The 4,224-nt window shown below is 68.8% G+C and carries 3 protein-coding genes; all 3 read left to right on the top strand.

Annotation, left to right across the window (positions count from 1 at the left end; all coding sequences use genetic code 11):
- Positions 1-72: 72 nt before the first annotated feature.
- Positions 73-1,422 (top strand): tRNA uridine-5-carboxymethylaminomethyl(34) synthesis GTPase MnmE, encoded by a 1,350-nt coding sequence (mnmE, locus tag VA603_RS01685; protein WP_323437760.1) that lies wholly within the window; start codon positions 73-75, stop codon positions 1,420-1,422.
- A 176-nt stretch (positions 1,423-1,598) separates the two neighbouring features.
- Positions 1,599-3,212, top strand: coding sequence for an ABC-F family ATP-binding cassette domain-containing protein (locus VA603_RS01680; RefSeq protein ID WP_323437759.1), 1,614 nt, complete (start codon positions 1,599-1,601; stop codon positions 3,210-3,212).
- A 125-nt stretch (positions 3,213-3,337) separates the two neighbouring features.
- Positions 3,338-4,224, top strand: an 887-nt coding sequence (locus tag VA603_RS01675; RefSeq protein ID WP_323437758.1) for a glycerophosphodiester phosphodiesterase family protein, incomplete at its 3' end; no start/stop codon positions are given.

Here is a 4,224-nt window from a genome sequence, read left to right as displayed (position 1 = left end):
ACCTACCTGGAGCTGCAACCGCAAGGCAGCGGCGCGGCCAAGGCGCGTGCGCAACTGCAGAAGCTGTAACCGATGAGCGCGTTGTCCACCGGCCAGACCATCGTTGCCATTGCCAGCGGCGCCGCTGCCGGCGGCGTCGGCATGCTGCGCGTCTCCGGGCCGCGGTCATTGCAGATCGCCGTTGCCCTCGGTTGCCCGATGCTGCAGCCGCGGCACGCGCACTACGCCAGGTTCCGCGATGCAGGCGGCGAGGTGATCGATGACGGCATCGCGTTGTACTTCCCCGGCCCGCGCAGCTTCACCGGCGAGGACGTGGTGGAACTGCAGGGCCACGGTAGTCCGGTCGTATTGCGACAACTGCTCGCGCGCTGCATCGAACTGGGCGCGCGCCAGGCGCGTGCCGGTGAGTTCAGCGAGCGGGCCTTCCTCAACGGCAAGCTCGACCTGGCCCAGGCCGAAGCCATCGCCGACCTGATCGCGGCGGGCGACGTGCGCGCCGCACGCGCCGCGCGGCGTTCGCTCGATGGCGTGTTCTCGCGGCGGGTGGAAGAGGTCGGCGAACAACTGGTGCGCCTGCGCATCCACGTCGAAGCGGCCATCGACTTTGCCGATGAGCCACTGGATACGCTGGGCGGTGCGCAGGTGCGCGCCGGCATCGAACAGGCGCGTGCGCTGCTGGAGCAGCTGCGCATCGACGCCGAGCGTGGCCGCAAGCTGCGTGATGGCCTGCACGCGGTGCTGATCGGCCCGCCCAACGCAGGCAAGAGTTCGCTGCTCAATGCCCTGGCCGGCAGCGAGCGCGCCATCGTCACCGACATCGCCGGCACCACCCGCGACACGCTGCGCGAAACCATTCGCATCGATGGCCTGGAGCTGGAACTGGTGGACACGGCCGGCCTGCGCGAAGGTGGCGATGCCATCGAACGTGAAGGCATGCGCCGCGCCCGTGCCGAAATGCAGCGCGCCGACCTGGCCATCGTGGTGCTGGATGCGCGTGATCCGGACGCGGGCAAGCAGGCCATTGGCGATGCCGCCGCCCAGGCCGCGCGGCAGCTGTGGGTATTCAACAAATGCGACCTGCTGCCACAGTGGCCGCAGGACCTGGGGGCCGACAGCATCGCGTTGTCGGCGGCCAGCGGGGCAGGGCTGGAGCAGCTGCACGCGCGCCTGCGCGCCATCGCCAGCGACGGTGCCGGGGAAGGCATGCAAGGGGAGTTCTCCGCACGCCTGCGCCATGTCGAGGCCATCGCCAGTGCCGCCGGGCACCTGGAAATCGCCGACGCGCAGCTGCACCACGACCAGCTCGAACTGGCCGCCGAGGAACTGCGGATGGCCCACGATGCACTGGGCGAGATCACCGGCCGGATGACTGCTGACGATCTGCTGGGGCGGATTTTCTCGAGTTTCTGCATCGGCAAGTGATGCCCCGCGTGGGGTGACACATTCAGCCTGCGCGCAGTAGGCTATGCGCCGTTACGGGATCCCCCCGCCTGCGGAGCCAGTCCAATGCGCCATTGATGCCACCGTCGCAATGACGGTCCCTTCCAGTCCCTGCTGCCGTTGGCGGCCGGGTGCTTCGGGCATCGATGGAACCACGCATGACAACTTCCGTATCCGTGACGCTGGATGGCGTCGCTTGGCACACGCCCGATGGGCGCTGCCTTTTTTCTGATCTCACCGCACGCTTCGATGGCCGGCTGACTGGCCTGGTCGGCCGCAATGGCGTGGGCAAGTCCGTGCTGGCGCAGATGATGGCCGGGCTGCGCGTACCCAGCGCCGGACACTGCCGGCGCGTGGGCCGCGTCCACTACCTGCCGCAGCAGGTGGCGGTGATTCCCGGGCAGCGGGTAGCCGAGCTTGCCGCTGTGGATAACGTGTTGGCGGCGCTGCTGCGGATCGAGGCGGGCAGCACCGACCCGGCCGACTTCGACGCGGTGGGCGAACAGTGGATGCTGCGCGAAACGCTGCAGCAGGCGTTGTTCGACGCGGGACTGGAGGGTGTCTCTGCGGACATGCCTGTGGATAAGCTCAGCGGCGGGCAACGGATGCGGGTGGCATTGGTGGGCGCGCTGCTGCAACCAGTGGAGCTGCTGATCCTGGACGAGCCCAGCAATCACCTGGACCTGGCTGGCCGGCAGTGGCTGGCCGCGCAACTGCGGGCACGGGGGCAGGGCGTGCTGCTGGTCAGCCACGACCGCCTGTTGCTGGCCGAGGTGGAGCGCATCGTCGAATTGTCGCCGCAGGGCCTGCGCAGCCACGGCGGCAACTACGCCAGTTATGCACAGGCGCGCGCTGCCACAAGGGCGGCGGCCGAAACCCTGTTGCAGCAGCGTCGCCATGAACGTCGCAAGGGCGAGCAGGAGTTGCGCGTCCAACGCGAACGGCTGGAGCAGCGCAGCGCGCGTGGCAGCCGCGATGCGGCCAGGGCCAACCAGGCGCCGATCCTGCTGGGCCTGCAGCGCCAGCGTGCCGAAGCCAACGCCGGCAGGGCACGACAGCAGCTCCAGCAACGGCATGCGGGGCTGGACGACGCGGTGCGGCAAGCGCATGCGCAGCTGGATGCGCCGCCACCGGTGTTGCTGATGCCGGCGCTGCTCCCCGGTGGCCCGGAATGGGTAGTGCGGTTGGAAGGCGTGCGTCTGCCGTGGAGCGACCCGGCGCAGCCCGCGCTGGACCTGTCGCTGCGCCGGGGCCAGCGCCTGGCCGTGAGTGGAGCCAACGGCACCGGCAAATCCACCTTGCTCAAGCTGCTGGCCGGTCAGTGCGAAGCGGTGGCGGGGAACGTACAGGTTGCGGTGCCCGCAGCGCTGCTGGACCAGCAACTGGCGGTCCTGCCGCCGCAATGCAGTGCGCTGCAGGGGCTGCGCGAAAGCAACCCGCTGCAGGAGGAAGCCGTCTCTCGCAGCCGTCTCTCGCTGCTGGGCCTGGACGCCGCGCAGGCGGTGCTGCCCTCGGCCCGGCTCAGTGGTGGGCAGCGGCTCAAGGCGGCGCTGGCCTGCGTGCTCTACGCGGACCCGCCGGCGCAGCTGCTGTTGCTGGACGAGCCGGGCAACCACCTGGACCTGGAATCACTGGAAGCCCTGGAAGGCCTGCTGCGGCAGTACCGCGGCACGCTGGTGGTGGTCTCCCACGATCCGGCCTTCCTGCAGGCCATTGGCATCGATGCCACGTTGCAGCTGGACAGGGATGGCTGGCGATTGCAGCCGGCCTGAGGCCGTTCTTTCTTTCGCCGGTCACATCGCAGCGGCATCATTGCGCCTTCGTTTTTTGATGAAGGTGCGGTGCGATGTCCAGGTGGGGATGGTTGATGATGGCAGGCATGGCATGCTGCCCGGTAATGCACGCCAACGCCGCCCAGAGTTATCCACACGTTTCGGTCTACGCGCACCGTGGTGCCAGCGCATTGCTGCCCGAACACACCCTGGCCGCGTACGCCCAGGCCATCTCCGACGGCGCCGACTACATCGAGCCGGACCTGGTGATGACCAAGGACGGCGTGCTGGTGGCACGCCATGAGAACGAGATCGGCTCGACCACCGATGTCGCCGCGCATCCGGAATTCGCCGAGCGCCGTACCACCAAGGTGATCGACGGGAAGAAGATCGACGGTTGGTTCACCGAAGACTTCACCCTGGCCGAGCTGAAGACCCTGTACGCCCGCGAGCGCCTGCCACAGGTGCGCGGCACTGCGTTCGACGGGCAGTTCCGCATTGCCTCGCTGGACGAGATCATCAGCTTCCTGGTGCAGCAGGCCGGCCGCGCCAACCGCGGCATCGGGCTGGTGCCGGAGATCAAGCACGGCAGCTACTTCCGCGGCATTGGCCTGCCGATGGAAGACAAGCTGCTGGCCGCGCTGCAGGGCAATGCCTATACCAAGGTGGCGCCGGTGATGGTGCAGTCCTTCGAGACCGCCAACCTGCGCGCGCTGCGCGCCAAGCTGGGCCGCGATTCCAACATCCGCCTGCTGCAGCTGCTGGATGCTGCCGGCGACATGCCGGCCGACGTGGTGCTGGCCGGCGGCACGCTGACGTATGCGCAGATGGCGACGCCGGCCGGGCTGAAGGAGATCGCCGGCTACGCCGACGCCATCGGCCCGGAACGGCGCATGGTGATCCCGTGGAACGCGCAGGGGGGCCTGGCTGCGCCCACCGCACTGGTCGGGGATGCGCATGCCGCCGGCCTGCAGGTGGTGGTCTACACCTTCCGCCCGGAGAACCCGTTCCT

The sequence above is a fragment of the Stenotrophomonas capsici genome (assembly GCF_034961085.1).
Taxonomy (GTDB): Bacteria; Pseudomonadota; Gammaproteobacteria; order Xanthomonadales; family Xanthomonadaceae; genus Stenotrophomonas; species Stenotrophomonas capsici.
This window is presented reverse-complemented; position numbering and strand designations above follow the sequence as displayed.